At 33.5% G+C, this 26,459-nt stretch carries 25 protein-coding genes; 6 read left to right on the forward strand and 19 right to left on the reverse strand.

Translation table 11 applies throughout. The features are described from left to right. Positions 1-41: 41 nt before the first annotated feature. The gene (gene pepF / locus GAN53_RS02600; RefSeq protein WP_151409440.1) at positions 42-1,841 is read right to left on the reverse strand and encodes an oligoendopeptidase F; all 1,800 of its coding nucleotides are present in this window, start codon (positions 1,839-1,841) and stop codon (positions 42-44) included. A 182-nt stretch (positions 1,842-2,023) separates the two neighbouring features. Between pepF and GAN53_RS02605 the strand changes: the two genes are divergently transcribed. The 3 genes from GAN53_RS02605 (at position 2,024) to GAN53_RS02615 (ending at position 3,900) form a co-directional block, all read left to right on the forward strand. After that, positions 2,024-2,296 carry a type II toxin-antitoxin system Phd/YefM family antitoxin gene (locus GAN53_RS02605; RefSeq protein ID WP_151409441.1) on the forward strand — a complete coding sequence of 91 codons (273 nt, stop codon included), beginning with the start codon at positions 2,024-2,026 and terminating at the stop codon, positions 2,294-2,296. After that, positions 2,277-2,591 (forward strand): type II toxin-antitoxin system RelE/ParE family toxin, encoded by a 315-nt coding sequence (locus GAN53_RS02610; RefSeq protein WP_151409442.1) that lies wholly within the window; start codon positions 2,277-2,279, stop codon positions 2,589-2,591. The genes GAN53_RS02605 and GAN53_RS02610 overlap by 20 nt, the downstream gene beginning before the upstream one ends. Positions 2,592-2,667: 76 nt before the next feature. Continuing rightward, on the forward strand, positions 2,668-3,900 hold the full coding sequence (locus tag GAN53_RS02615; RefSeq protein WP_151409443.1) for an aminopeptidase: 1,233 nt from the start codon (positions 2,668-2,670) through the stop codon (positions 3,898-3,900). A gap of 85 nt (positions 3,901-3,985) precedes the next feature. Here the strand turns inward: GAN53_RS02615 and nagB are convergent, their stop codons facing one another. The 3 genes from nagB to GAN53_RS02630 form a co-directional block, all read right to left on the reverse strand. Then, entirely contained in the window at positions 3,986-4,708 is a 723-nt protein-coding gene (nagB, locus tag GAN53_RS02620; RefSeq protein ID WP_151409444.1) for a glucosamine-6-phosphate deaminase, read from the reverse strand. Between the two features lie 68 nt (positions 4,709-4,776). Next, positions 4,777-5,973 (reverse strand): dicarboxylate/amino acid:cation symporter, encoded by a 1,197-nt coding sequence (locus GAN53_RS02625; RefSeq protein WP_151409445.1) that lies wholly within the window; start codon positions 5,971-5,973, stop codon positions 4,777-4,779. A gap of 3 nt (positions 5,974-5,976) precedes the next feature. After that, positions 5,977-7,260, reverse strand: a complete 1,284-nt coding sequence (locus GAN53_RS02630) for a serine dehydratase subunit alpha family protein (protein WP_151409446.1) — start codon at positions 7,258-7,260, stop codon at positions 5,977-5,979. 163 nt (positions 7,261-7,423) lie between these two features. Here GAN53_RS02630 and GAN53_RS02635 point away from each other — a divergent pair, with 163 nt between their 5' ends. Continuing rightward, positions 7,424-7,954 (forward strand): PTS glucose transporter subunit IIA, encoded by a 531-nt coding sequence (locus GAN53_RS02635; RefSeq protein WP_151409447.1) that lies wholly within the window; start codon positions 7,424-7,426, stop codon positions 7,952-7,954. A gap of 96 nt (positions 7,955-8,050) precedes the next feature. Further along, complete coding sequence (locus tag GAN53_RS02640) at positions 8,051-8,848, forward strand: Cof-type HAD-IIB family hydrolase (RefSeq protein WP_151409448.1); 798 nt, start codon at positions 8,051-8,053, stop codon at positions 8,846-8,848. 343 nt (positions 8,849-9,191) lie between these two features. On the opposite strand, the gene GAN53_RS02645 is transcribed toward GAN53_RS02640, so the two are convergent. The 5 genes from GAN53_RS02645 to GAN53_RS02665 are packed head-to-tail and all read right to left on the reverse strand — an operon-like array spanning position 9,192 to position 14,823. Next, on the reverse strand, positions 9,192-9,902 hold the full coding sequence (locus tag GAN53_RS02645) for a Spy0128 family protein (protein WP_192574075.1): 711 nt from the start codon (positions 9,900-9,902) through the stop codon (positions 9,192-9,194). Position 9,903: 1 nt separating this feature from the next. Then, positions 9,904-10,923 carry a class B sortase gene (gene srtB, locus GAN53_RS02650; RefSeq protein WP_151409450.1) on the reverse strand — a complete coding sequence of 340 codons (1,020 nt, stop codon included), beginning with the start codon at positions 10,921-10,923 and terminating at the stop codon, positions 9,904-9,906. 22 nt (positions 10,924-10,945) lie between these two features. Next, positions 10,946-12,115, reverse strand: coding sequence for a Spy0128 family protein (locus GAN53_RS02655; RefSeq protein WP_151409451.1), 1,170 nt, complete (start codon positions 12,113-12,115; stop codon positions 10,946-10,948). Positions 12,116-12,140: 25 nt separating this feature from the next. Then, on the reverse strand, positions 12,141-12,668 hold the full coding sequence (gene lepB / locus GAN53_RS02660) for a signal peptidase I (RefSeq protein ID WP_151409452.1): 528 nt from the start codon (positions 12,666-12,668) through the stop codon (positions 12,141-12,143). Continuing rightward, positions 12,661-14,823, reverse strand: a complete 2,163-nt coding sequence (locus GAN53_RS02665; RefSeq protein WP_151409453.1) for a hypothetical protein — start codon at positions 14,821-14,823, stop codon at positions 12,661-12,663. The genes lepB and GAN53_RS02665 overlap by 8 nt, the downstream gene beginning before the upstream one ends. A gap of 423 nt (positions 14,824-15,246) precedes the next feature. Here GAN53_RS02665 and GAN53_RS02670 point away from each other — a divergent pair, with 423 nt between their 5' ends. Then, the gene (locus GAN53_RS02670; protein WP_151409454.1) at positions 15,247-16,467 is read left to right on the forward strand and encodes a diphosphate--fructose-6-phosphate 1-phosphotransferase; all 1,221 of its coding nucleotides are present in this window, start codon (positions 15,247-15,249) and stop codon (positions 16,465-16,467) included. Between the two features lie 35 nt (positions 16,468-16,502). On the opposite strand, the gene GAN53_RS02675 is transcribed toward GAN53_RS02670, so the two are convergent. Genes GAN53_RS02675 through GAN53_RS02720 form a run of 10 tightly spaced genes read right to left on the reverse strand, consistent with a single transcriptional unit; the run spans position 16,503 to position 26,320 of the window. Continuing rightward, on the reverse strand, positions 16,503-17,819 hold the full coding sequence (locus GAN53_RS02675; protein ID WP_151409455.1) for a hemolysin family protein: 1,317 nt from the start codon (positions 17,817-17,819) through the stop codon (positions 16,503-16,505). Between the two features lie 12 nt (positions 17,820-17,831). Continuing rightward, on the reverse strand, positions 17,832-18,521 hold the full coding sequence (locus tag GAN53_RS02680) for a V-type ATP synthase subunit D (RefSeq protein ID WP_099321536.1): 690 nt from the start codon (positions 18,519-18,521) through the stop codon (positions 17,832-17,834). Positions 18,522-18,529: 8 nt separating this feature from the next. Beyond that, the gene (locus GAN53_RS02685; protein ID WP_151409456.1) at positions 18,530-19,897 is read right to left on the reverse strand and encodes a V-type ATP synthase subunit B; all 1,368 of its coding nucleotides are present in this window, start codon (positions 19,895-19,897) and stop codon (positions 18,530-18,532) included. Continuing rightward, on the reverse strand, positions 19,897-21,654 hold the full coding sequence (locus GAN53_RS02690) for a V-type ATP synthase subunit A (RefSeq protein ID WP_151409457.1): 1,758 nt from the start codon (positions 21,652-21,654) through the stop codon (positions 19,897-19,899). Before GAN53_RS02690 ends, GAN53_RS02685 begins: the two co-directional genes overlap by 1 nt. Positions 21,655-21,665: 11 nt before the next feature. Then, positions 21,666-21,977, reverse strand: coding sequence for a V-type ATP synthase subunit F (locus GAN53_RS02695; RefSeq protein WP_099321779.1), 312 nt, complete (start codon positions 21,975-21,977; stop codon positions 21,666-21,668). Continuing rightward, positions 21,970-23,031: a V-type ATPase subunit gene (locus tag GAN53_RS02700; RefSeq protein WP_151409458.1), complete on the reverse strand. Its 1,062-nt coding sequence runs from the start codon at positions 23,029-23,031 to the stop codon at positions 21,970-21,972. The genes GAN53_RS02695 and GAN53_RS02700 overlap by 8 nt, the downstream gene beginning before the upstream one ends. A 10-nt stretch (positions 23,032-23,041) precedes the next feature. Further along, complete coding sequence (locus GAN53_RS02705; RefSeq protein ID WP_151409459.1) at positions 23,042-23,593, reverse strand: V-type ATP synthase subunit E; 552 nt, start codon at positions 23,591-23,593, stop codon at positions 23,042-23,044. Positions 23,594-23,608: 15 nt separating this feature from the next. Then, positions 23,609-24,079, reverse strand: coding sequence for a V-type ATP synthase subunit K (locus GAN53_RS02710; RefSeq protein ID WP_151409460.1), 471 nt, complete (start codon positions 24,077-24,079; stop codon positions 23,609-23,611). Next, positions 24,079-26,010 (reverse strand): V-type ATP synthase subunit I, encoded by a 1,932-nt coding sequence (locus GAN53_RS02715; protein ID WP_151409461.1) that lies wholly within the window; start codon positions 26,008-26,010, stop codon positions 24,079-24,081. Before GAN53_RS02715 ends, GAN53_RS02710 begins: the two co-directional genes overlap by 1 nt. Further along, positions 25,997-26,320 (reverse strand): ATP synthase F0 subunit B, encoded by a 324-nt coding sequence (locus GAN53_RS02720; RefSeq protein ID WP_151409462.1) that lies wholly within the window; start codon positions 26,318-26,320, stop codon positions 25,997-25,999. The genes GAN53_RS02715 and GAN53_RS02720 overlap by 14 nt, the downstream gene beginning before the upstream one ends. Positions 26,321-26,459 lie beyond the last annotated feature (139 nt).

Consider the following 26,459-nt stretch of genomic DNA (forward strand, 5'->3'; position numbering starts at 1 on the left):
TCTAACTTTTGGGGGTCAGTTCACTTAGCTTAGTGATTATTTTATTTGTACATTCCCAATTTTTCGCAAAGTTCATCTATTTGATCTATTATAGATCCTATAAAGGCTATTGTTTCTGAAATTGGTTTTGTGCTTGTCATATCAACTCCAGCTCTTTTTGCAAGCTCTATTGGGCCAACTGATCCACCAAGTTTTAGAACTTCTATCCATCTATCTCTATCTTCTGGACTTCCATTTACGATTTTATCAGAAATCATTGTTCCAATTGTTAAACCTGCTGAATATGTGTAAGGATATAAGCCCATATAATAATGTGGTTGACGCATCCATGTTAGCTCAGCACCATCTACTAATTCCACAGAATCAGACCAAAATTCTTCTAATTTTTCTGTAAAAATTTTGTTTAAATCATCGGCTGTTAGACTTTCACCATTTTCTACTTTTCTATAAACTTCTCTTTGGAAAGCTGCTTCAAGGAAATGAGTTACAAAGTTATGGTAGTAAGTTTTTGAAATCATTGTTGATAAAACCCAAAGTTTTTCACGATCGTCTTTGGCCTTATTTAGCAAAAATCTTTCCATGGTAATTTCGTTGGCAGTTGATGGTGATTCAACAAAATACATACTCATGTCGATATTTAGAGATTTTTGATTTTTGTTTGTGTAATAAGATTGACCAGCATGGCCTAGCTCGTGGGCAAGAGTCATAACTTGGCTCATTTTGTTGTTATAAGTTGTCATTATAAATGGATGAGATCCATAAGGGCCAGCTGCAAAAGCTCCAGTTCTTTTTCCTTCATTTTGAGCATAGTCTATCCACCTATCTTCAAAGGCAGAATTTAAAACGCTTACGTATTCTTCGCCAAGATTTGAAAGACCTTCAACTATATATTTGTGAGCTTCTTCAATGCTTACTTCTGGTTCATAATCTGGATCTATGGACAATTTCAAATCTGCATAGGTCATTTTGTCCAAACCGTAAGTTTTTTTGATAATTTCTGCATATTTTCTCATATGAGCTGAAAGCTCTGCCATTATTGTGTCAATTTGCTTATCGTAAATTTCCCTATCGACATCTTGTAGGCTTAGCAAATAATCAAAAACTGTTTTATATCCACGCAAATCTGAAATTCTCTTTTCATTTTCAACTTGGGTCATATAGACAGAAGCATCTGCATTTTCGTATTTTCTTAAAACATCGTGGTATCTTTTGAAAGCTTCACGTCTTAGCCCACATCTTGGATCTGCTTCAAGAAATTCTTCAAAAGTATTGTGGTTAAGGTTTATTTTTTCACCCTCATATTCAAAATCTTCAAATTCCATATCTCCATAGCGCATATCGTTGTAATTTTTGTATGGAGCATCAAAAGTTGGAGCAAGATTTGCCAAAATCTTCTCGCCCTCATCGGTCAAAAGATATTTGGATTCTTTGATAATTCTATCAAGATAATAAGTATATTCCGGATGAGCTTTTTTTACTTCTTCCAAGAGATTCTTATCTAATTTGGCAAGTAATGAATGGAAAAAGCTCAATTCGCCGTCAATTTTGCTCATTTCTTTGGTAAAATGCGCATATCTTTTTGCCATATTAGCATCAGTCGTATCAGTTTCCATGCTAATGCCTGCAAAAGTACCTAACCTATCTGTTAGGCCATTTATCTTATCAAAATCTTCCAAAGCCTTATAAACTTCTTCTGATGAATTTAAAGTTTTGTAATTTTTAGAAAAATTATCTGAAAGATTTTTAAGTTCTTCTAAATTTTTGAGAAAATCTTCATCATCTTTGAAAAGATCTTCAATTTTCCAAGTTTCTTTAACATCTACTTCACTTCTTTTTTTCATATTCCCTCCTCGTAGTATAGATTATTCTTCCTATATTTTACCTCAAATGTGGCTAAGGTATAAGCAAATTAAATTTAAAATTATTGAAGTTAAAAATACAAGGATATCAAAAAAATTTCAGTAAATTTATTGGTATAAGGATAAAATGATGATATAATTATGATAACAAGGAGGTGTTTATAATGATAAATATAAGACCAGTATCAGATTTAAGAAATAAATTTCCTGAAATTGAAGAAACAGTAATAAATTCAAATTCGCCGGTATTTTTAACCAAAAACGGTTATGGAACAATGGTTTTAATGAGCCTTGAACAATACTCACTTCTAACAGACGATATAGAGAAAAAATTAGATGAAGCCGACAAAGAAGCCCTATCATCAACTAAGCGCTTAACAAAAAACGAAGTTTTTGATTTGGCTAGAAAGAATATCGATGACAAAACCAACTTATAAACTAAGATTTTTACCGATTTTTAAAGATGATCTTTTGGAAATAACGGATTATATAACAGATACTTTAGGAAATCCGACTGCAGCGAAAAAATTAGTTGACGATATTGAAATAGCAATAGATAAAAGATTAGAAAATCCTTTGATTTTTGCACCCTATCAATCAAGCAAAATAAGAAAAGATACTTATTACAGAATAAAAGTAAGAAATTTTTTCATTTTTTACGTTGTTATAGACCATACAATGGAAATTAGAAGGCTTATTTATTCAAAAAGAAACATAGATGGACTTTTATAAAATTGTTTATTTGCTCCTTTAATAAATTATTAGATAATGAGTATAATAATTAATAGCTAATAACAAGGAGGAAATAATGAATAATAGAATAGAAAATTTTGCTAAACTTGCTGTTGAGTTTGGCGTTAATGTTCAAAAAGGTGAGGACGTTTTAATAAATTCACCTGTCGAAAGTCCAGAGCTTTGTAGGCTAATTACCAAGGCTGCTTACGAAAAAGGTGCTCGCCTTGTTTCTGTGGATTGGCGTGATGATACCCTTACAAGACTTGCCTTTGAAAATCAAGACCAAGAAACTTTAAATGAAGTTGCTTCTTGGAAGATAGAAAAATTAAAATATCAAATAGCTGAGAAAAAATCAAACAGAATTTCCATCGCTAGCGAAGATCCAGATTTATTAAAGGGCCTTGACCAAAAGAAAATTTCCGAAGCAGTTCGTGAAAATTCTAAGGCTGCAAAAGAATTTGTCAAATACACCATGAACGATATTGTAAGTTGGCTGGTAATTTCTGTTCCAACAATAAAATGGGCAAAAAAAGTCTTCCCAGACCTAAGCGAAGAAGAAGCTTACAATAAATTATGGGAAGTAATACTTGATGTATCAAGAGTATCCGATTCTTGGGAAGAAACCAAAGCAAATTGGGAAAATCACATCAAAACCCTAGAAGAAAAAGCAAAATATCTAAACGATCATCAATTTGACAAAGTTCACTACGAGTCTAAAAACGGGACAGACCTTTGGGTAAAACTTCCAAAAGATCATATTTGGATGTCAGCTGGCTCAAAAAATGCTAAGGGAGATTTGTTTATCCCAAATATGCCAACAGAAGAAGTTTTCACAGCCCCACAATATGACGGAGTAGACGGAAAACTTGTAGCAACAAAACCACTTGTCTACAATGGTGTTGTTATAAATGATTTTGAATTTATCTTTGAAAATGGCAAAGTTGTCGATTTTGATGCCAAAGAAGGCAAAGAAACTCTTGCCAAAATGCTAGAAAGCGATGAGGGTAGCAAAAACTTAGGAGAAATTGCCCTAGTTCCATACGATAGTCCAATTTCTAATTCAAATATTTTATTTTACAACACCTTATTTGACGAAAATGCATCCTGCCACTTTGCCCTAGGCAAGGCTTATCCAACTTGCGTTGTAGGTGGAGCAGATTTGGATGATGATAAGTTAAAAGAAAGAGGAATCAACGATTCCCTAATCCACGAAGATTTTATGGTTGGAAATTCCGATCTAAAAATTACAGCCTACAAAGGCGAAAAAGAATTCCCAATATTTGAAAATGGCAATTGGGCATTTTAATAAAATTTCTAAATGCAAAAGATCCCATAAAGTAAATTACTTTAGGGGATCTTTTTTTGTTTTTCTTATAAATTTCTTAGAAATTTTAGCCTTCGTAGGCTTCTTGGTCTACAAACAAATAGCAATTTGGATGTAGATGTAAGAAACTTGCTGGGAATTCTGGATAAATTGTATCTTCTTCGAGAATTCTTCTAACAACTTCGTGTTTGTTTTTGCCATTAGCAAGAACTACTAGGGTTTTTGCATCGAAAACATCTGCCATTCCCATGGAAATTGCGTATTTTGGCACGTCATCTTCTGATTTGAAAAATCTTGAATTTGCCTTTATTGTTTCTTCTGTTAGTTTTATTATAGATGTTCTTTGATTTAATTTTTCTGCTGGCTCGTTAAAAGCAAGGTGGCCATTTGGTCCAAGTCCTAAAACTTGTATATCTCTTTGACCAAATTCATCTAAAAGTTCATCGTATTCTTTGGCGTATTTTTCATCTGCTTCTGGTGCAAATGGCAAATGTGTCATGCCTTCTTTGAAATCTACCTTGTTAAATAAATTTTCATTCATAAAATATTGGTAAGATTGGTCGTTTTCTTTGTCAATTCCTATATATTCATCTAAGTTTACGCTTTTGGCATATTTAAAAGAAATTTCTCCTTCTTTGTTAGCCTTAGCCAAATATTCATACATACCAATTGGGGTTGAACCTGTTGCAAAGCCAAATTTTGCTTGTGGTTTTTCTATCATCATGTTAATGATAAAATCAGCAGCTTTTTTACTCATTTCATCGTAGTCTTTTGACACTATTACTTTCATTTTAGTTCACTCCTTATTAAAATTACATTTAATATTTTACCCACAAATGAAAAAGCTTACCAGATTTATTAAATATTTTCTTCGAGTTTTACTTCTTCTTTTGGAACTTTTTTAAATAATCCTGTTACCATCAAAGCTATTGCTCCATCGCCTGTAATATTGCAAGCTGTACCGAAGGAATCTTGTAGGGCAAATATTGAAAGCATCAAAGCTGTTCCATTATCGCCAAAACCTAAAACAGAAATGATTAATCCAAGAGAAGCCATTACAGTTCCGCCTGGAACTCCCGGTGCGCCGATTGCAAAAATTCCAAGAAGTAGGATAAATAAAATCATATCTCCCATAGTAGGAATTTTGCCGTAGAGAATTTGTGAAACTACCATTACAAAAAATGTTTCTGTCAAAACTGATCCACAAAGGTGAGTATTTGAACAAAGTGGAATTACAAAGTCTCTGATTTTAGCATCTAAAGTTTTTGCTTTTCTTGCTTGTTTAAGGGCAACTGATAAGGTTGCTGCAGATGACATAGTTCCAAGGGCTGTTACATAAGCTGGTCCATAATGTTTTAAAACTTCCATTGGATTTGTTTTTGAGATCGCTCCTCCGATGCCATAAAGAAGGGCAAGCCATATATAATGCATGACAATGACAATTAAAATAATCTTGATAAATACTGGCAATTGCTCGTTGATAACGCCTGTGTAGGAAAGTTCTGCAAAGGTTGTAAAGATAAAAAATGGAAGAATTTTTATAATTACTCTATTTACTATTTCTAAGGTTATGTTGTTAAATTCTTTTAAAAGTTTAGTAAATGTTTCTGATTTGGTCCAAACTACTGCAAGACCAAAAATAATTGATGTAACCAAAGCTGTCATTACTGGCATTAGTGGATCTATACCTAATTTGAAAATTGATTCAGGAATTTCTCTTTGTCCTGCCACTTCACTTGCAATATTTAAGCTTGGAATAACTGCATTTCCAACTATAAGTGAGAAAAATGCCGCACCTATTGATGATAAATAGCAAATAACTAAGGTTGTAGTCAAAACTTTGCCAGCATCTTCGCTTAAAGAAACTATAGCTGGTGTAATAAAGCCCAAAATTATGATTGGCACTGCATAAAATATAAGTTGACCTAAGACAGATTTTATAGTATCAAAAATCATCATCAAAGTTTCATTAGAAACTCTGCCGATAAAAATTCCCAGAATAATACCAAATACAAGTTTAAATAACAGGGAATTAAAAATACTTTTCTTTTTCATAAATTACCTCTTTTCATTGTTAATTATTTCTAGCATCACATCATCAGCCTTAGAAAATCCTTCGTGGGAAAGCTTGCCTATATTAGAAATTGTATCTTCTATGCTTTCTCCAACAATGCCAACATTTTTGTCAGTAATTATACCATTTAAAGACAAATAGGCAGCTATAATCGATTCTTCAGCACTTGTGGATAATTTCATAGAGCAAGATTCCTTAGCTCCATCACAAATCATGCCAGTAAGATTTGCAAAAACATTTGTACAAGCTCCAGCAATTTGCTTTTCATCTCCACCCAGCATAAAAGCTATAGCAGCACTTGCTCCAATAGCAGCTCCGATGGCACAACCGCACATACCACTAAGTTTGCCCGAATATTCTTTGACATAGCGATTGATCACATGGGCAAAAAATAAACCTCTTGCCAAAGTGTCAAAGCTTAAATTTTCGTATTGATAAACCATATAAATTGGAATGATAATTCCAATTCCTTGATTGCCAGAGCCACCTGAAGTCATTATTGGAAGAGGTCCACCACCCATTCTCATATCAGCAGCTGCTGCTGTTAGGATTCTAGTTTGTGTAACAAAATTATCCGGCAAAATTCCATTCTCTTTAAGCGTACTTAGCTTTTTGCCAAGATTTAGTCCATAGCCTTTAAGTCCTTCTTTGGCTGCGGCAAGATTTACATCGACTCCTTCCAAGACAAAATAAATATCTGCCAAGTCCATTTCTTTTACAATTTTAGAAAGCTCCTCAAAGGACATATTTTTTATAGAAAAAGCGGATTTTCCAGTATCTTTTATAGGATCGTCAAAAATAAGCTCATCATTTTTCCAAATTTGGTCAATATGCGTGTGAGAATCTGAAATAATTACCCTAGCGCTTTCTTCTTTGGTAAAAATTTTTACTCCTATGTAAAGATCTGAAACATCTTCCAAATACTTAACGCTCACCAAATCTACAAAGTCTTTTGCTTTTTTTATTTCTTCTTCTGTCAAATTAGAAAAAACCAAAAGTGGTTGGTCGCATTTTTTGGAAAAAGCTCCAAGACTTGCTGCCAAATCCAAACCAGCCGCTTTGGTTGTCGGGATTTTTACAGCCTTGCCATTTTTATAAATATTTCTACTAACTTCTAAATCGATCTTACAAATATCGGATTTTTCTAAATATTGACTACAAACATTAGCCGCATAAGCAACTGCAACAGGCTCTGTACATCCGATGGCCTTTGTCGAATCTTCCTTTACAATATTTATAAGTTCTTCTTTAATTTCTTTACTATTCAATCTATCACCTCAATAAGATTATTAGCCAAAATAGCCACATTTATAGTATAACTTATTTTAAAAATCAAGTAAACGATTGCCATGTAAAATTTTGCCAAAGAGAATTTATCATATATTCATTGGGTATAAATATAAAAACTCAAGAAAAGAATGGAGATTAATTATGGGAATATTTGATATATTTAAAAAAGATGAAAATGACGATGATTTAGAAAATGAAAAACCAACAAAAAATTCAAAAGAAATCATCTACTCGCCCATGCTTGGCCAAAAATTAGACATCAAAGAATGTATAGATAAAGTATTTTCTACAGAAATTGTGGGCAAAGGCTGCCTAATAGTTCCAAGTTTGGGCAAAGTTTACTCACCTTGTGATGGAAAAATTTCCCTACTTGCGGATTCTTTACATGCCATTGGAATAAGCTCAAAATCTGGAGCAGAAATTCTAATTCATATAGGCATAGACACCGTAGAATTAAAAGGCGAGGGATTTACAAGCCATGTAGAAATCTATGATGAGGTCAAAAAAGGTGATTTATTAATGGATTTTGATATAGAAAAAATCAAAGAGGCTGGCAAATCTCTCCAATCACCAATAATTATAACAAATACTGACGAATTTGATGTAAAAGTTTTAGAAAGTGACTTAGAAGTATCAAACACCGACCCAGTTTTGGAAGTTATTGCAAAATAAATTTCTCCCAGCTTAGGATAGAGCCTAGGCTGGGATTTCTTTACAAAAATTACTTTAGGGTAAAATAAATATGGAAAAGAAAGTTTGGAGAAGATAATGAAATTAATAGCAGTAGATGTCGACGGGACACTAATAAATAGCAAAAATCAAATAAGCAAAAAAACCAAAGATACCTTGATAAAGGCAGCAAAAATTGGCAACAAAATCGTAATAGTATCAGGAAGACCAGCTCCTGGTCTAAAAGCTTTGGCAAAAGAATTAGAATTTGACAAATTTCACGGCCTATTATCAAGCAACAACGGCTCAACCATAACAGATTTTGCCAGCGGAGAAATTATAGCCGATCATTTCTTGGATATGGATCTTGCAAGAAAAATCCTAAAAGAAAGCTTAAAAATCGACCTGGAAATCGTCCTTCCCCATGGAGATATACTCATTTCTGATAAAAACCATAAATATTTAGACCACGAGCTTAGACTTTTAAAACTTCAAAGCAAAATAATTCCAGATGTAAGAGAAAATCTTTCTTTTAAGATAAATAAAATTCTTTTTGCAGGAGAGCCAGAAAAAGTTGATAAATATTACCCATTTTTGGAAGAAAATTATGGAGAAATCACAAGCCAAGTTAGAAGCCATCCCTATAATTACGAAGTAATGCCCAAAGGCTTATCAAAAGGAGCAAGTCTTTTAGAAATCGCCAAATTTTATCAAATCAAAAGGGAAGATATCATAGCTTTTGGCGATGAATTAAACGATTTGACCATGATAGAAAGCGCAGGAGTGGGTGTTGCCATGGCAAATGCAGTTGACGATTTAAAAGAAATAGCAGATTATATAACTTTGTCAAACGATGAAGATGGAATCGCCTATTATTTGGACAGATTTGTTTTGTAGGTAAAAATTGAAAACTTAAAGTCCACAAGATTTCTGGCACCTTGAGCGAACCTAGTAAGTCGAATCATCTCTTGGTTTTTATATTAAAGCTATAATTTTGAGATCTTTCGACTTAAAACATCTGTCGATATTTTCCGCTCAAGATGCCAGAGCTTTGCTTAGCATTTTTCGCATGTTCCGTATTTTTGAATAACCCCCAGCACATCCCAGGCTTACACCCAACTCCTGGCATCCCGAGCGTAGTCGAGGGATCTCATTTTCTTATCCTAAAATAAAAAATCTCAACAACCTAAAAATTCCCAACAAAAAAGTGATGCTGAATTTTTCCTGCACCACTTAATTATTATTTTATTAGTTTTTTTCTCTTTCGTGTAAGTATCAATAACAAGCTTAAAATAAAGACTATCAATGCTAGGGGAAGAATATATTCTTCTACACCCGTTTTTACATTTCTTTTGCTTACTTTATTTACTCTAACTTGCCCATTTTTTTCCACAACTTCATTTCCTGGAATAACTTGAACTAAATGTTTTTTTGTAGTTGTTTTCTCTTCTTTTTCTTCCTTGATATTGTAAATATTTTCAAAACTTATATTTTCAATTTTTTTATCAGAAGAATTTCTTATCAAAACTCCATCTTTTTTTAAAGCTCCGTTAGATTTTATAACTTTTACATAAAGCTTGTAGACTTCTTTGTCGTATTTGACATTTGCCATCTTTGGATCTTCTTGATAGATTTTGTATTCGTATTCACCTGGATTATGGAATTTTATATCTAAGTTTTTTTCACTATCGCCTTTAAGCTTAAACTTATAAGACTTAGTAGCTTTTTCCGGCAGTGGAGCATCTTTGCTTGCTGCTTCCATTACATAGAAAAAGCTTTCTTTTGGTTTAGCATATGGCGAATTTATACTTATATTTTGCCTAATATTAATGCTAAGAGATTCGGTTTGGGCATAGGCCTTTGGTGAAAAAAGAAATAACACAAAGAGAAAGGTCAAAGATAAGTAAAGGCCCAAAAATGTCTTCGTTTTTTTTAATATTTTATTGTACATTTTATTTAGCCTCCCCTCTTTTCTTTCTTTGGCTAATTGCATCGTAAATTATGAAAAGCGCGACCAACAAAAGCCATATTAAAATTAGAATTAGTAAAAAATTAACTTTGTAAGCTTTGGAAAGAAGTTTTGCAAATTGATTTTCTTTTTGAATTTCTTCCTTGTAGATATTTTCTTCTATATTGTCGGTAAGTCTTCCTATAAGAATTGACCTGCCATTAGTAATAGAAAAATCACAAGTGTCAAGGACTACTAGATTTTCATGGTCTGAAAAATCAAGCTTTCTTGAAAAAGTCGCTTCTTTATAAATATGATCAATTAAATCTGACCTAACATCTTTGCTTTTTGCCGTTGATAAGATAATTTTATCCGTCCCAACCGTCTTTAGGAAAGCAAAAAACTCAATTCCCTTGCTAGTTTTTCCATATCTGTGGATCTTGCCGTATTTATGACTGTCAAAAAATTCCTTGTCCTTAAAAAGTTCCAAATCTCCAAACATCTTTCGCTCTGCCATAAAATGTCCATAAAGAACATTTTGGAAATCGGAAAAATCTTTGCTATTAGCTGCATCAAGGAAAATCGAACCTGTTGTAGAAAACTTGCCAAGAACGGTTTTGTTTAAATACTCGTCATTATCCTTGCCTTGAACTATGGGATAATCGATTTTTGTCCCATAAACATCTATCCAGCCTAAAACATCAGAATTGATTTTTTTTAAATCGGAAAAAGTTAAATCATCCTCGCTATCCGGCTTATAAGCAGAATAACTTTGGCTATCGGCAATTTCCAAAAGCTCGTGAGTATCCCAAAAAGCGTAAATTGCTATGACAAGTGACAATAGGGAAATAAATAAAATTATATAATCCACAAATCTAGATACAAATCTAATTTTTTTTAATTTTCTCTTTTGTTCATCTGTTAGAATTATTTTCTTATCAGAGCTAAATCCGGAATTTCCGGGCTTAGGCTCTGATTTTTTCCTAGGGAAAATTCTTTTGCTATTTTCCTTATTATGGTTCATAAAGCAAAACTTTATTTAAAACTTATGCTAAAGCTTCCTCGTCTTGTCTATTTTTCATAAAGAAGAAGATTCCAGCTACTGCAACTGCTACTAGAGCGATAAATGGTAGGTTGTCAACTAGTAAACCTGTTGCGGTTTGGGTTTTGTTTTCGTATTCTACAAAGTTTCCACCTGCTTGATCTCCAATGGTGCCTTCTTTTTTATCGGTTACTGCTGTTCCATTAAAGGTAGCAGATTTTACAGAGCCTGTATATGCACCAGCAACTGTTTCGTCAAAGGCAACCTTTGATCCTAGTAAAACTTCTTTAAATACTATTCTTTGATTGTGTTTTAAAATTACATCAAAAGCTTCTCCATAAGTTCCACTTTGTTCTGTACCAACAATGCCATTGGTATCTGCTACAACATATGTAAATGTTGTTGTATCAGAGTTTGATCCTACTGGTTTTGTTACTGTTAGGTTAAATGTAAATTCTGCATTTGTATCTGGAGTTTGGTCTGTGATAGTTTTTCTTAGAGCAAAACCTTTTTTATCGTCTTCTGTTATTACTTCTCCACCGCCAGGGTTGTCATTACCATCTTTTTTGTCATAATTATTTTCAAAGGCAAATTTGTTTTTATCTTTTGTAGAATCAGTATCGTCTCCTGGTTGGTATTCAGTTTTTTCTTTAGTAACTGTTTCACCCTTATCATTTTTTGTTTGTTTGATTTGGATATCTGTTACTTCGTAATTATCTTCAACTTTTTTAACAAATAAAGATACTAAATATTCAGCTTGTGAATAGGTCATATCTTTTGTATTACCTTTAGTTTCTACTACAGTATAAGTATATTGACCAGCAGCTGTAAACGTTACAGCTGTTAGAGCATCAGCTGATTCTTTGATAAGTTGTTTACCATCTTTTGTAGTATTATTATCATCTTTATCTGCATCTGAGTATGCTATTGTTACAGGATTAATTTTCGGAAGATCAGCTGCTTTTTCTGTATCACCATCTATACTTTGACCAGCAAATGTAAAGGTGAATGTTTCTGCTGGTGTTGTTACACCTTCAGCTGGTAAGTTTAAAACTTTTTTGATGTTTAATGGTTTGCTTGCTGCTTCTGCTACATTTGGATTAATTGCGAATGCTCCACCAACTAGGGTAAAAGCTAATACGCTTGCTACGATTTTACTTTTTAATGATTTCATATTATTTTCCTTTCTTTTTTTTATATTATATTCCCCTTCTTCTTAGAAGAGTAAATATCTTACCTTGGATAAGTTTTTTGTTTACTGGGCCAAAGAGTCTGGAATCAACTGCCTGATCTCTGTTATCTGCCAGTAGGAAAAACTCATCGTCTTTAAGCTTTACTGGAAATTTTATCCCATTCGTAAAGGCTAGTGTGTCTTTGTAAATTTTGGGTTCATATTGGTAGGAACCATTTACTTTTAGACCATTTTCGTCAATATCAACTTCATCTCCCGGACTTGCTACTATTCTTGCAAGTTTGTTTTCTCTATTGTAGGTGTAGATTACGCTTTCGCCTACAATAAAATCATTTTCTAATCTGTAATAAAGAATCATATCGCCAGGGCTTATATTTGGAATCATTGAAGTGTCATCAACCCTATAAATTCCAAAGATAAAGCTAAATACGCTTACAATTATTATCAAAAGACTTGTAATCTTGATTAATAATTTTAGCAAAGCTCTGGCAACTGGATCTTTGGGAGATTTTTTTTCTTTAGATTTTTTATTCATAATCTACTTGTGTGTTTTTTCTTATTCTGTAGAGGGCAAGTCCTGCTAATACAATAGCAAGTAGGATTTTTAGTGGTCCATTGCCAGTATCTTCTATCAAAAGTCCTGTTGGAACATTTTTGGCAGCACTTGCTGTAACCGTGGTGTTTTGCTGTATTCCCGCAACTTTATCGATTTGAGGAACAGGGCTCCATGTTATAGGATCTTTGTAGAGGAATTTTGCTTTGGCATCTGGTTTTCCTGGAAGATCTTCTTCCCTAGTTCCCTTATTTACTGCCACAATCTTTTGATCATTATTTACTGCAAAATTTACACCTTCGCCTGCTACATAAGTAACTTTTACTAATTTTGAACTATCTGGGAAATTTGGAGTGTTTGGACTTATGGTATCGCCATGCTTAGCAAAGTGAGCTGTGTAGATATCGCCATTTGTAATAGCCGCATCATCAGCAATTGCTGTTTTTAAGACTCCATTTTTATCCCAATACCAGAATTTATTTTCTGCTAATTCATTTACTTGTGGTTTTACTAAAGCGAAAGTTCTTTTGCTTTGGTCAAGGCCATTTTTGACTAAAACTGATATATATTCTTGATTTTCCTTTTTCCCATGACTTAGAGTTCCTTTTGCTGGATTCTCAGTTTTAAAAGCTACTATATCGTATTTGCTTTTATCTATATCCTTACCATCTTCATCTTTTTTTGGTATGCCAGAATCATTTGGATCGGTTGGTTTTGTTTTGTCCTCTGGAATATATGGAATAATATCTTTATCAGATAAATTAATTTCATATTGGGCGGTGTGGGTCGTATCAGTATTGTAGATTTGTTTTTCTGTTTTGAAATTATTGGTCCAACCAATAAATTTCCATCCAAATTCTGGAGTGATTTTTGGAGCAGTAAGTCTATTACCTAGGTCAATTCCCTTTAAAACCCAATAAACTTTTCTATTTGGATCCATACTTCCATGATCACCACCCTTGTCAAAATCTACTTTTACATAGTCAGGATCGTCAATTTCATTTCCTGTGGTAGGATCTGTAGTTTTTGGACGGTCTCCTCCAACTATAACTTTTTGTTTTCTAATTAGAGTAACTTCCAAAGGATTTGACTTGTCATTATCTTTTTGCTCCTGATTTATGATTTTGTAGGCAAAGTCGCCTTCAACTATAAAGCCAGTAGGATCATCAAGACTTACAATTGGAGTATTGGTTCCATTATAATCATTTTCCCAATTTCCTACATGAGGGTCCAAATATTCTATCATGTCCTTATTTGAAGAATCACTTGGAATATCAGATTTACTCTCTTTTCCTAGGCTATAAGTAAATTTCCCTTTCGGGTTTGTCTGTAAAATATTTCCATCTTTATCTTGAGTTTTAAATATAACTTCAGTATTTTGCACTTGGTAAATGTCAACTGGTAAAGTAGTTGTCGGATAGCCTCCATCCCAAGTTATAACTTTACTGCCGTAATCTTCAAGAACCTTAGTCGATGAAGGATCAACATAAGCTTCCATATAGGCATCGTCATTTTCATGGCCAGGTAGAAAATCATCCTCATCTGCAAAATAAAGTTGAGAAACTATACCAAAATCTAAAGAAAGATTATCTGCTGAAAAATCTTTTGAATTGCTATATTGACCCTGGCCTGGCTTAACAACTGCGCTACCATTTTCAAGATCCTTATAGTGAACAGAATATTTACCATCGACATTAATCTTTGCTCCACTTGGATAAATTTTAGCAAAATCAAAGGTTGTTTTGCCCTCTAGGTGATGCAATGTTACTTTAACCACGAACTTTGTTTCCATAAATTTAGGGATTGTTGAATCGGATGGATTTGCTCTAGCTAAGGTTTGAAATTTCTCGTTATCACTTATGCTTAGAGTTTCTGTTTTTGGAAATTCCTTGCTTTCTTTAAGAGATTTTAAAGAATTTTCTGTTGAATCTTTTCTTGCGTAGATTTTTTCAGAAGGTTTTGCTCTAGCTTTCGCATTTCCCCTAAGATTATCTTTGCTAAAAACTTCTTGGTAAGCTGTTAAAAGTGAACTTTCCGTACTTGATCTTTCGGTTTTTGCAGCAAAAGCTAAACTAATATTTGTTAGCCCAAAAAATAAAGCCAGAAAGAAGGATAGAATTCTATTCAATTTTTTCATCTAGTCTTATTACCTCCCTTCTTTATGATTTATCTAAAAATTAAGGTGATTTTGGATTAATAAATCCAAAGTTTTTTTAGCTTTATGTCAATAGTTAATAATATTAAAATTTAACATTTTATTTTAATAAAATATAGTTTTATTTATATACATTATATCAGAATATTTTTCAAAGGTAAAATATTTTATTAGAATTATTTTATTTATATTTATTGATTGAAATCTTGCATAAAATTCTTTTATCCCTCTCTACTTTAATTATTTTTTGGAAAGATAAGTTTAAAGATTTTTGATTATTTGATTTTTAGCTTTTCCAAAAAATCCCTTGCAATAATAAATCAAAATCTTTGTATTTTATTTGCAATCATCTCTAAATTTTGTATATTATTAGTGAGATTTTTTAATAAATTCTTAGGAGGAAAGATGAATTTAATTGTTGCTCAATCTGGTGGTCCTACTAGCGTTATCAATTCAAGCCTTTGCGGGGTTATTGATGCTGGTATTTTGGAGGAATTTGATAATATTTATTTAAGCCGTTTTGGTATTGAGGGTCTTATCAAAGGCGAAATTGTAAGTGTCGATAAGGATAAATTTATAAAAAACAACATCAAAGATAAGCTTATGGCAAGGCCTTCTTCTATTTTGGGTTCTTGTAGGTTTAAATTATCTGATGATTTTAATGATGAAGTTTATAAGAAGATTTTTGACCGTTTGGAAGAATACGATATAAGTTCTTTTGTTTACATAGGTGGAAACGATTCCATGGATACGGTTTCTAAGCTAAATTCCTATATGAGGGAAAATTCTATTTCTGGCATTAATATAGTTGGTTGTCCAAAAACTATAGACAACGACCTTTGCCAAATGGATCATTCTCCTGGTTTTGCTTCTGCTGCTAAGTTTATCAACCAAACTATAAGCCAAATGCGTCTTGATGTCGATGTTTACCAGCTAAAATCTGTAACTTTTGTTGAGATTATGGGAAGAAATGCCGGTTGGCTTGCAGGATCTTCTTTATTGTCCAATTATAATAGGGATAGAAAAGTTGTAAATCTCTTGTATTTGCCAGAAGATGATAAGTCCATAGATGAAGTTCTCGATGATATTAAAATTTCCTTGAAAGAAGAAAGCAATTTGATCGTTGCTGTTGCGGAAGGTTTTATGGATAGGGATAAAATTCTTCTAAAAGAAAGCATTTCAAATACAGCAGATGGTTTTTCCCACAAGGTTATAGCAGGAGTTGCCAATAGACTTGCTGATATAGTTAGAGATAGACTTAATATCAAATCTCGTAATGTCGAGCTAAATATTTGCCAAAGAACTAACAGTATTATTAGCAAAACTGATTCTCTTGAGGCCTACCAATTAGGTTTTAGGGCTGCTAGTATTTCAAAAGAAAAAACAAATCTTCTACCTATAATAAAAAGAGAAGAATCTAACGATTATAAGATAAATTACTCTTTTGTAGCAAGCGAAGAAATTGCCAACAAGGAAAGAAAAATCCCTCAAGAATGGCTAGATGATAGAAATTTGCTTGAAGAAAAAATGATAGCCTATACTTATCCACTAATCCAAGGAGAAGTAAGCATAGCTTATGAAAACGGCTTGCCAGTTTTTGTTAATCTTTGTGATTTTATAAAATAGAAAAAGCTCTGATTAAATCAGAGCTTTTGTTGATCTTACTTGTCCTCTTTTAGTTTCCTAATCCTACAAGCTTTGATCCTATTATCTTCTATATAAAGAATTTTTATTTCATATCCATTGTAATCAAGACTTTCATTTTCGCCAGCTTCTGGTATATAGCCTAGCTTATCTATGATAAAGCCACCAAGAGAATCGTAATTTTCGTTATCTTCGTCAATTTCTATTGGTATTTTCTCGTTTAGATCTTTAATTGAGATGGAAGCTTTTACAACATAAACTCCCTTGCGATTTTCCCTAAATTCGACTCCACAATCTTCTCCCTCATTTAGATCTCCTACTATTTCTTCTAATAGGTCGTCAATGGTTACAACTCCTGCAAAACCACCATATTCATCGATTAGTATGGCCATGTGAATGTGCTTTATCTGCATATCGGCAAATAATTTGTCCGTTTCAATCTTATCTGGCACAAAATATGCTGGTTTTATTAGGCTTCTTAGGTGGACATTTTTGATTCCAACTCTAGTTGCCTCTAGTAAATAATCTTTGGTGTAGATTATTCCAAGAATGTTGTCGACTTCATCTTCATAAACTGGGATTCTTGAATGTCTAATCTTAGTAAATTCATCAAGCCAAGTTTTTTCGCTATCATTTACATCTATCATAAAGACATCTGTACGTGCAGTCATTATCTCTTCTGCTATAAGATCGTCAAAGCCCATGATGGAGTGGATCATTCTCGATTCCATAGGGCGAATTATTCCTTGATTTTCTCCAACTTGAACTATAGATTTGATTTGCTCGCTGGTAACTTCCTTTTCTATAGCCTTTGCTTCGATGCCAAAGATATTCATAAATAAATTTGTCACAGCATTGGTAAATTTTACAAAAGGATAGGTTATGGCCATTATTATTCTTATTAGAAAATTTGTCGCCATGGCAATGCCCATGGGATTTCTAACTGCCAATCTTTTGGGAATCTTATCTATAAAAATCAGCCTTATCATTGAAAAAATAATTATTGCTATAATTATATAGCCACTGGCATTTAATGATCCATTTAAAATGTCAGAATTTTCCACAATAACTCTTACTCTTCTTACTAGATAAGATACGATAAGAAATGATAAAACCATATCCACCATGGCAAAGGCCTGGTTTAAGGAATCTTGATCACTTGTTATTTTTAATAGATATTTTGCCTTACTATTGCCTTCTTCTTCTAATTCTCTAAGTTTTTCTGAATTTAGAGAGATAAGTCCGGTGTGGACTGCTATTATTAGAGAATTTAGAAACATTAGTAAGATTATTGTTATAATACTTTGTATGCTAAAATAGGGCCCTACGTCCATTTTTTCTCCTTATCACATATAGGTCCTATCGCTTGTTTCACTTTTCTTTTTTGACTTTCTTGAAACTTCGGTATCTGAGATGATATCTTTTACTTTCATTAGTCTTGCGATAGTAGCTCTTTCGTTTTCTTCTAATTTTGCTCTTATATATTTTATAGTTTCTTCCAAATCTGGAATTGTCCTATATTCAAGAGCGTTTACACGACGACGGGTTGATTCGATTTCATCTGCCATAAGTTGGGTAGTTTTTTCAAGTTCTGCAAGTTTTAGTAATTTTTCCATGACAAAGTTTAGTTTACTAATAGCTTGGTCAAGGCCTGCGGATGTTTCTGCATAACCATATGGATACATACTTGCATTTTCATTTTTTTCCACTTCAAACTCCATTTGAGGAATTCTAACACTCATGACATTTTTGACACTTATATCAACGCCAACTTTTTGGGTTGGAAAGCTTACAGCAGCTTGCATTGATTCTGGACTCATAAAAGCACTTGCTATGAGAAAGTCAGAAAAAGAATCTGATAGTTCTTTTTCCACTTCTTCTCTTAGGCTTTTGTTTTTACGAATTAGAATCATAAACTGGCGCATAAGCTCATCTTGTTTATCTTTTAAAAGCTTATAGCCACGCTTGCTGGTGCTTAATCTTTTTTTTAAGTTGTTTAGGTTCATCCTTGTTGGCGTTACTTTTAGTCTAGCCATTTTATCACCTAACCCATGTATTTTTCTATTAATTTATCGTCAATTCTCTTTAGCTCAGATTTTGGAATGATCTTTAGCAATTCCCAACCAAGATTAAGGGTTTCTTCGATAGATCTGTTGGTGTAATATCCTTGATTAATGTATTTTTCTTCAAATTCTTTGGCAAATTCTGCAAAAGCTAGATCTGCATCTGAAAGGGCAGAATCTCCTAGAATTTTTTGCAATTCTCTAGCGTCTACTCCTGATGCGTAGGCTGAATAAATTTGGTTCATTGTGTCAGCATGGTCTTCACGAGTTTTGCCATTTCCTATTCCCTTATCTTTTAGACGGGAAAGAGATGGCAAGATTGAAACTGGTGGTTCTATGCCTTGGTTATATAAATCACGATTTAGGATTATTTGTCCTTCTGTGATATAGCCTGTTAGATCTGGTATTGGGTGAGTGATATCATCTTCTGGCATTGACAAGATTGGAATTTGTGTAATTGTTCCTGGTTTGCCACGAAGCTTGCCAGCTCTTTCGTATATGGTAGAAAGGTCTGTATAAAGATATCCTGGATATCCACGACGGCCTGGAACTTCCTTACGAGCAGCTGAAACTTCACGAAGAGCTTCTGCGTAGTTGGTCATATCTGTCATAATTACCAAAACTTGCATATCTTTTTCGTAAGCTAGATATTCTGCGGCAGTTAGGGCCATTTTTGGTGTTGAAAGACGTTCTATGGCCGGGTCATCGGCAAGGTTCATAAATAATACTGAACGGTCCAAGGCTCCAGTTTTTCTAAAGTCATCCATGAAAAATTGTGCTTCCTCAAAGGTTATACCAATAGCTGCAAAAACTACAGCGAAACCTTGATCGTCGTTTAGTACACGAGCTTGACGGGCAATTTGTGCTGCTACTTGGTTATGTGGAAGTCCGTTTCCGGAAAATATTGGAAGTTTTTGTCCACGAACTAGGGTATTTAGTCCATCGATTGTAGAAATTCCCGTTTGGATAAATTCTGATGGATAATCGCGGCTTACTGGATTTATGGCTGTTCCATTTACATCTCTTTTTTCTTCTGGAATTATAGCAGGGCCATCATCAATCGGCTCTCCAAGTCCGTTAAAAGCACGACCTACCATGTCTTCGCTTACGCCAAGTTCTAGAGGACGGCCTAAAAATCTTACGCTTGTAGCTTCAAGGTTGATACCAGTTGAACCTTCAAAAAGTTGAACCATGGCACGGCCTTCTTCGATTTCTATTACACGACCTCTACGGCGTTCGCCTGTTTGCATTTGTATATCTACTAGTTCATCAAAGCTTACACCTTCAACGCCTTCTACAAGCATTAGAGGCCCAACAACTTCTGTAACTGTTTTATATTCTTTTAACATTATGCCTCCTTTGAAAGTGCGCCAATTTCTTGGTCTATATCTTTTTTGATGTCAGAAATTCTTCCTACTTCTTCTTCACTAACGTATTTTGCACGGGTGATTTTTTCTTTAGCTGGAAGATTTTCTAGTTTTTCAAGTTCTATGCCATTTGTCAAAGCTTCAAGAGATTTATCGTAATTGTATAAGATTAAATCTAGCATGATATTTTGCTTATTTAGTGAACAATAAGTATCTACATCATGGAAGGCATTTTGTTGCAAATAATCTTCTCTTAAAGACTTGGTAACATCAAGTTTAAGCTTATCATCATCAGAAAGTGCATCACGACCGACAAGTCTTACTACTTCTAAGAGGGATGATTCTTGAGCAAGTAAGCTCATGGCACGTTTTCTCATAGTTGAGAAATTCTCGTTTACATTTTCATCTATATATCTATCCATCTTATCTTGGTATAAGGAATAAGATGTCAACCAGTTAATTGCTGGGAAGTGTCTTTGATAAGAAAGATCGTAATCAAGACCCCAGAAAACTTTTACTATACGCAAAGTTGCTTGGGTTACTGGCTCTGATAAGTCACCACCTGGAGGACTTACTGCTCCTATAACTGTAAGAGATCCCTTATCATCACGATTTCCTAAAACTTCAACTTTTCCACTTCTTTCATAAAAATCTGCAATTCTACTTGCAAGATATGCTGGGTATCCTTCATCTCCTGGCATTTCCTCAAGACGAGAACTCATTTCACGAAGAGCCTCTGCCCAACGGCTGGTAGAATCTGCCATCATTGCCACATTGTAGCCCATATCGCGGAAATATTCTCCAAGGGTAATTCCCGTGTAAATACTTGCTTCACGAGCTGCTACTGGCATATTTGATGTATTTGCAATAAGAACTGTACGTTTCATTATTGATTGACCAGTTTTTGGATCGATTAGCTCTGGAAATTCGTTAAGTACATCGGTCATTTCGTTGCCACGTTCACCACAACCTACATAAATTACTATGTCGGCATCGGCAAATTTTGCTATTTGGTGTTGAACGACAGTTTTTCCTGAACCAAATGGTCCTGGAATTGCAGATGTTCCACCTTTGGCAACTGGGAAAAATGTATCTATTACTCTTTGACCTGTTATGAGTGGTTCATTTGGGTCAAGTTTTCTTTTTGTTGGGCGAGCCTTACGGACTGGCCATTTTTGAATCATGTTGACTTCTTTGTCGCCATCTTCTGTTTGGATTGTGGCAATTGTAGAGTCAACTGTAAATTCGCCTTCTTTTATATCTTTGATTTTGCCTTTTATACCGATTGGTACCATGATTTTGTGAGTTATTACACTTGTTTCTTCAACGCTACCAAGTATATCTCCAGCTTCTACCTCATCGCCTATATTTTTTGCTGGGGTAAATTCCCATTTTTTATCACGATCTAGAGGTTTTGCTGTAACTCCTCTTTTTAGAAAATCTCCTGCAAGATCTTCTAGTTTTTTTAGAGGTCTTTGGATACCATCGTACATATGTTCTAGCATACCAGGGCCAAGTTCTACTGATAGAGGGTAGCCTGTACTTGTTACTGGATCTCCAGGGCCTATACCAGTTGTTTCTTCATAAACCTGAATACTAGCAACATCTCCTCTCATCTCAATAATTTCGCCGATGAGCTTATCTTTTGATACCTCAACCACATCATAGATGTTAGCATCAGATAAGCCGCTAGCTTCTATCAATGGTCCTGATACTTTAGTAATTTTACCTATTTTCAAATTAAGCTCCTTTAATTTAGAATATTGGCTCCAACAGCCTTTTCAACGCTCTTATTAATATCAGCAAGTCCAATTCCAAGACTTCCTTTGTTATCTGGAATTAGAATTATTGCTGGAGTCATTTGCTCTTTGTATTTGTCGATTGTAGATGGGATTTCTGATGCAAATTTTTCTGTAATAAATATTACTCCTACATCTTCTTTGGCAAGTTTTTTTATCATTTCACTTGCTCCATTTGCATCTACAACTGTGTGTACTTCTACACCGAGTGCCTTAAAGGCAAGTATGGAATCCTTATCTCCTATAACTGCTACTCTATGCATAAGTTTCACGCAACCTTTCTAGGGTAAATTCTTTGGATAGTGAATTTACTTTGGATACTAAAATTATCCTTAGATTTTTTATCTCGGTTTCTTTGCTAATTATATAATTTATCAAAACTTCAGGGCCGTAGGTCATATCTTTGGCTTTTTTTGAATATTGCATTTGATGATCGTCAATGGCTTTTTCCAAATCAAGCATAGATTGGTCCAAACTTTTGTCTTTGCTTGCCAAATCTTTTAAGTATTTTCCTATGTCGTAATTTTGAAGTTTTAAAATTATTTGATTTAGATCTAGGATAAAAAGCTCTTTTAGTGTTGAAATTTCGATGTTGCCGCCGTCTATTAGGGCCTCATCTAATCTATCAAGCTCTTGGTTTTGCGCTTTGATGCGCAATAGGATTTTTATATTTGTAAGATCAATTTTTTCCTTAGTAAATTTGATAAGTCCCTCAAGGCCAATATTTTTGCTATCAGCTAGAAGTTTCTCATAGTAATTTTTATCTAAAATTATATCTAAATCTCTAGGGTCTTTAGTTTCTCTAAATTTCCCTAAAGCCTCTCTTATATAAGAAAGATAAAGATCATCTTCGCTTACATTTTCTTCTTTGGCCTTAAAGTCAATGCTTGTTTCTTTTACCAAGGCATCTTCATTTTTCTTATCTTTTAGAATATTTTCCTTTATATAGGCAAGGTCGATATTTGCAATTTCGCTATATAAATTAGAGTAATTTTCATCTTGCAAAACTTCCTTTGCCATAACTTTTAGGTTGTGGAAGTTGTATTTTTCTCTAAAATATTGCAAAAGATCTTTGCTATTTGGGATTTCTTCTATAAGCTTGTAAGTATTTTTCAATTCATCATTTAAGATTTTTTCATAATCACTAGGTCTTTGTAAGTCCTTGATGCTTTCTCTATATGAAGAATCATTTAGGGCATTTAGGACATCTTCAATCTTATCGTAATCATTTAATCTTTCTAGATCATTTTTACTTAGGAGGTTTTTTTCATAGATTCTTGCTGAGATAGATCCACCTATATAGTCATCTCTTTTCATTTATCCCTCCTTATTTGAAAATTTCATCTGAAATTTGTTTTCTTATATCGTCGATATTGTATTTTATTATCGAAGAAAATCTGTTATCATATTCGATTTTGCCATTTCTTACAACGAAGCCATCTTCACAAGTTTCATCTGATATTTTTAGTCCCCTTATAGAATCATTCTTAAAGGTATCCTTGTGTTTTTCTGATAGGAGAATTTCTCCTTCTCCGATATTTAATTTTTCCAAAGTTTTTTCCACAAAAGTTACATAGGAAATTTGGTCGATATTTTTAAGATTTTCTATAAGTTTTTCGACAATTTCATCTATAACTTGGTTTTTGGCAGCAATTTCAATATCGCGCGCCTTTCTTTTTGTTGATACTGCTTCATTCTCGCCTATTATCTTGGCTTCTCTTTTGGCAGTATCAAGGATTTTTTGGGCTATATCCTTGGCATCATTTTCTGAATTTTCTAAAATCTCTCTAGCCTTATTATTGGCATCATCTAAAATTTGATCTTTTTCTTTAATTCCTTCGTTAATAATTGATTCTAATATTACTTCAAGATTATTCATAATCTTTTCCTAATATTATACATTTAGCACTAGTAGTAGAGAGATTACAAAGCCTAAAATTGCGTATAACTCAACCATTACTGCAAAAACTATACCTTTTACGAATTGGTCTTCGTTTTTGGCAAGGATGTTTATACCGCCTATGGCAACTTTTGCTTGAGCAACAGCTGATCTTAGACCAACTATACCAACAGGAAGTGCTGCCATTAGTAGGTAAAATCCTGTTTGTGTATCGATTGGTCCGTTAGTTACTTTTTGCATAATGAAAAATCCGATTACGAAACCGTAAAGACCTTGGGTACCTGGTAATAGTTGTAGTACCAAAGCTTTACCAAATTTTTCTGGTTCTTGTACAGTTAGTGCTGCTGCTGCCTCACCAGCCATACCAACTCCTTTTGCAGATCCCATTCCTGATAAAAATACTGCTAGGGCAACTGCTAATACTCCAAAAATAGTTCCACCATTTTCTACTAAAAATTGACTCATTATTTTTCTCCTCTTCTTTTTATATTGATAAAGTCTGTATCAGTAACCATCTCACGGAATTTGATTCCGCCACCTTCGTAGAATTTGTTAAACATTTCTACATATATAAGTCTAAGTGAATGTACATAGGCTGATAAATATGATAAAAACATATTAAATAATTGGAAAACTACAAATGTTATGATTCCTCCAATTAGTCCACCTAGGCCATTACCCACCATCATTTTTACAATTAGGTTTACAGAATAAGCTACAAAGCCTCCTGATAAAACCAAAGCCATAAGTCTTAGAAAAGATACAAAATCTCCAATCCAAGATGTAATTCCATATAGTTCGTAGGTACCACTTGCAATTCTTGCAGGCCATGATTTTATAGCTCTACCTGCAAATAAAACAATCATTGCCATTCCTAAAATCATCACGTATTTTGCAAGAGGATTTTTTGTAAGAGCAAGGGCAATTGCTCCGCCTACTGCCATATACCAGCTTAAAGTATCAAATACAAAGCCATCTGGGTGACCATCACGTAGGGCCATAAAGCCTCTAACTCCAAGGGCAAAGAATAAACTTATTCCGCCTATAACTATACTCATTACTATTAGCTCGTTTATATCTTTGGTTATATCAATCCAGCCAAAAGGCACATCTATAATTCCACCAAAAACTGAACCGAATAGGATTCCAAAAAAGCAAGCTGATAGGGAAATTCTTAAAAATAGTTTCAAGGCTTTTTCGTTTTTTGGCATAAGCTTTAGCTTTAAGGCAAGAAGTATTCCAATTACTCCCAAAAGTCCATAGCCTAAATCCCCAATCATAAAACCTGTAAATATGGTATAAAAAGGTGCTATGATTGCCGTTGGGTCTAGCTCACTGTATTTTGGCAAGGCGTAAGTTTCGACAACGCTTTCGTAAGGTTCAATTAGCTTGTTGTTTTTAAGTATTATTGGAACATTCGGATCATCTTTGCTAGCTTCTTTAAAGTCTATTATGTAATGATCTCTTAAAATTTCCTTTAGCCTTTGGTCAAATTCGCCTTTTTTATCGCTTGGAATATAGCCTTCTATGACATTCATCTTTTTTGTAGCCAAGAAATTTTCTGTCGATTCTTCTTTTAATCTTAGATTTTTTACATAAGCTTGGTAAATTTCCAAATCATTGAGATATTTAGAAAAACTCTTGATTTGCTCATCTATTTCTTCAATTTTCTTATTTATTTGAGCTTTTTCTTTTGTTAAATCAGATAGTTGGGCTTTTACATCTTTATTTGCCTTTATTTTTTGTCTGTTAAAAGAAAAATCTCTTAAAATATTAGAAAATTCTTCTTCTAGGTCCTTGGTAGAGATTGCTATGACATAATAGTCCTTATCTTTTTCGCCTAATTTGTAAACCAAAGATCCATCAAGTCCCTTTTCTACTAGGGCTTTTTGTAAGGAATCGTAAAATTTGCTTGAAATGCTTCCGCTTTCAAAGAAAAATCTTTTTGAATTGTAAAGTTCGTTTATATCAAAAGATATATCTTTCCATGGAGATAATTCATTGTAAGTATTTGTCAAATTATCTCTTTTTCCTACTAATTTTTCACGATTTGACACTAATTCTCTTAACTTGTCATAAATTAGGTCAAAACCAAAATTATAACCACGTTTGTTAAGCTCTTCTAAAGAAAGATCAGTAACTTTATTGTCCAATTTATCTTTGGAATCCTTGTTGTAATCTCTAATTAGCGAGATAACATAATCTACTTGGTTGATTTGCTGATCTATTTTAGCAAGCTTTTCGTTGTTTTTTAGCTCGCTTAAATAAGATTTGTCATCATCCAAAATCAAATCGTTAAAATGCACGTAGTTAAAACTTTGCAAAGTGTCCAAAAGTTTTTCTCTATCGGAATCAAAACTAAGCAAGTTAAACTTATCCATTTTAACTATTGCCATCTTTGACTATCCTTTCTGTAAGTTCTTTGATAAGAGCTTTTGTATCGATTTTTTCAGTATTTAGAATTTTTTCTGTATCCGCCTTAGCCTTAGCAATTACTGGCTCGCTTTCGCTTTTTGCGGCTTTGTTTGCTTGATCAATCAATGAAGATGCTTCTTTTTTGGCATCGGAGATAATTTTTTTGTACTCAAAATTCGCCTTATCCTTGGCATCTTTAATAATATCACCAGCTTTGCTTTTGGCATCGCTAACAGTTAAAGACGCTTGCTCTTCAGCTTCTTTGATCTTTAATAAAATATCATCTGCCATTTTTCACCTCCTATAACATATACTTAAATTATACCCTAAAATAGCATTAATATATAGATAAATCCACATAAAATAACTAGTCAATTATTGCATTTTGTCAAATTTGCTCTTTTTTAAAAAATATTGACTAAATTAAATA

Source organism: Anaerococcus sp. Marseille-P9784, assembly GCF_902500265.1.
In the GTDB taxonomy this organism is placed as follows: domain Bacteria; phylum Bacillota; class Clostridia; order Tissierellales; family Peptoniphilaceae; genus Anaerococcus.

Excerpts from the sequence above, each read along its gene's own strand:
- GAN53_RS02715 (WP_151409461.1), bottom strand. The coding sequence starts at position 26,010 with ATGGCAATAGTTAAAATGGATAAGTTTAACTTGCTTAGTTTTGATTCC.
- GAN53_RS02645 (WP_192574075.1), bottom strand. The coding sequence starts at position 9,902 with ATGTACAATAAAATATTAAAAAAAACGAAGACATTTTTGGGCCTTTAC.
- GAN53_RS02605 (WP_151409441.1), top strand. The coding sequence starts at position 2,024 with ATGATAAATATAAGACCAGTATCAGATTTAAGAAATAAATTTCCTGAA.
- GAN53_RS02665 (WP_151409453.1), bottom strand. The coding sequence starts at position 14,823 with ATGAAAAAATTGAATAGAATTCTATCCTTCTTTCTGGCTTTATTTTTT.
- lepB (WP_151409452.1), bottom strand. The coding sequence starts at position 12,668 with ATGAATAAAAAATCTAAAGAAAAAAAATCTCCCAAAGATCCAGTTGCC.
- GAN53_RS02705 (WP_151409459.1), bottom strand. The coding sequence starts at position 23,593 with ATGAATAATCTTGAAGTAATATTAGAATCAATTATTAACGAAGGAATT.
- nagB (WP_151409444.1), bottom strand. The coding sequence starts at position 4,708 with ATGAAAGTAATAGTGTCAAAAGACTACGATGAAATGAGTAAAAAAGCT.
- GAN53_RS02685 (WP_151409456.1), bottom strand. The coding sequence starts at position 19,897 with ATGTTAAAAGAATATAAAACAGTTACAGAAGTTGTTGGGCCTCTAATG.
- GAN53_RS02625 (WP_151409445.1), bottom strand. The coding sequence starts at position 5,973 with ATGAAAAAGAAAAGTATTTTTAATTCCCTGTTATTTAAACTTGTATTT.
- GAN53_RS02640 (WP_151409448.1), top strand. The coding sequence starts at position 8,051 with ATGAAATTAATAGCAGTAGATGTCGACGGGACACTAATAAATAGCAAA.
- GAN53_RS02700 (WP_151409458.1), bottom strand. The coding sequence starts at position 23,031 with ATGAAAAGAGATGACTATATAGGTGGATCTATCTCAGCAAGAATCTAT.
- GAN53_RS02695 (WP_099321779.1), bottom strand. The coding sequence starts at position 21,977 with ATGCATAGAGTAGCAGTTATAGGAGATAAGGATTCCATACTTGCCTTT.
- GAN53_RS02680 (WP_099321536.1), bottom strand. The coding sequence starts at position 18,521 with ATGGCTAGACTAAAAGTAACGCCAACAAGGATGAACCTAAACAACTTA.
- GAN53_RS02720 (WP_151409462.1), bottom strand. The coding sequence starts at position 26,320 with ATGGCAGATGATATTTTATTAAAGATCAAAGAAGCTGAAGAGCAAGCG.
- GAN53_RS02670 (WP_151409454.1), top strand. The coding sequence starts at position 15,247 with ATGAATTTAATTGTTGCTCAATCTGGTGGTCCTACTAGCGTTATCAAT.
- GAN53_RS02635 (WP_151409447.1), top strand. The coding sequence starts at position 7,424 with ATGGGAATATTTGATATATTTAAAAAAGATGAAAATGACGATGATTTA.
- GAN53_RS02675 (WP_151409455.1), bottom strand. The coding sequence starts at position 17,819 with ATGGACGTAGGGCCCTATTTTAGCATACAAAGTATTATAACAATAATC.
- GAN53_RS02610 (WP_151409442.1), top strand. The coding sequence starts at position 2,277 with ATGACAAAACCAACTTATAAACTAAGATTTTTACCGATTTTTAAAGAT.
- srtB (WP_151409450.1), bottom strand. The coding sequence starts at position 10,923 with ATGAACCATAATAAGGAAAATAGCAAAAGAATTTTCCCTAGGAAAAAA.
- pepF (WP_151409440.1), bottom strand. The coding sequence starts at position 1,841 with ATGAAAAAAAGAAGTGAAGTAGATGTTAAAGAAACTTGGAAAATTGAA.
- GAN53_RS02710 (WP_151409460.1), bottom strand. The coding sequence starts at position 24,079 with ATGAGTCAATTTTTAGTAGAAAATGGTGGAACTATTTTTGGAGTATTA.
- GAN53_RS02615 (WP_151409443.1), top strand. The coding sequence starts at position 2,668 with ATGAATAATAGAATAGAAAATTTTGCTAAACTTGCTGTTGAGTTTGGC.
- GAN53_RS02655 (WP_151409451.1), bottom strand. The coding sequence starts at position 12,115 with ATGAAATCATTAAAAAGTAAAATCGTAGCAAGCGTATTAGCTTTTACC.